This is a genomic window from Pseudomonas sp. YA1, assembly GCF_058680555.1.
This window is the reverse complement of sequence record NZ_JBZWBG010000048.1, coordinates 1-988: the sequence shown is the minus strand read 5'-3', so window position 1 is coordinate 988 and position 988 is coordinate 1. Positions and strand designations below refer to the sequence as shown.

The following is a 988-nucleotide window of genomic DNA, read 5'->3' as shown; positions in this document are numbered from 1 at the left end:
TGCATGGCGAGATCGAGCTGAGCTACCGGGAACTGAACCGCCGGGCCAACGTACTGGCGCACAGGCTGCGGGCCGAAGGCGTTGGTCCGGACGTACCGGTGGGTATCGCCATGCAGCGCAGCCCGGAGTTGGTCGTGGCGTTGCTGGCGGTGCTGAAAGCCGGTGGCGCCTACGTGCCGATGGATCCCGGTTATCCCGCCGAGCGCCTGGCCTTCCTGGCAGAGGACAGCGGGATTGGCCTGTTGCTGACCCAGACGTTCCTGCAGGATGAACTGCCGTTCAACGCACAGCTGACGAACCTATGCCTGGACGACCCGAGCCTGTTCCAGAACGTCCCGGCGCAGTGGGACGGGAATCCGGAGCAGCGTGCCTGTCCGGAGCATCTGGCCTACGTCATCTATACCTCTGGTTCGACCGGGCGCCCGAAGGGCGTTGGCATCACCCATGGCGCGCTGGTCAATCACATGCGCTGGATGCAGGAGCGCTTCCAGTTGGCGGCGCACGAGCGGGTGTTGCAGCGGACCTCGAGTAGCTTCGACGCCTCGGTGTGGGAGTTCTGGCTGCCACTGATGTCCGGCGCTCGCCTGCACTTGGCGCCTGCGGAGCTGGGTACCTCGCTAGAGAGCTTGTGGGGGCTGGTCGAGGCACAACGGATCAATGTGCTGCAAATGCCGCCGTCGCTGTTGCAGGCGCTGCTGCCTTTCGCCGGCGACGACCAGTTGGACTCGCTGCGGCTGCTCTGCTGCGGTGGCGAAGCGCTGAGCGGCGCGCTGCTGGAACAACTGGGGCGCCGCTGGAACGGCGAGCTGGTCAACCTCTACGGGCCGACCGAAGCGACCATCGATGCCTGCTGCTTCTCGGCGCCGGTGAAGGAGGTGGGGGGGGAAATTCCCATTGGTGCACCGATCGCGGGGGTGCGCGCGCGCATCCTCGATGCGGCGGGTGGGGTCTGTCCGGTGGGTTGCCGAGGCGAACTGCTGATCGCCGG

1 protein-coding gene is annotated in these 988 nt (G+C 66.6%); it reads left to right on the top strand.

The window, feature by feature from the left end; genetic code table 11:
• Window positions 1-988, top strand: a 988-nt coding sequence (locus tag AC4OR5_RS30900; RefSeq protein ID WP_270032336.1) for an AMP-binding protein, incomplete at both ends; no start/stop codon positions are given.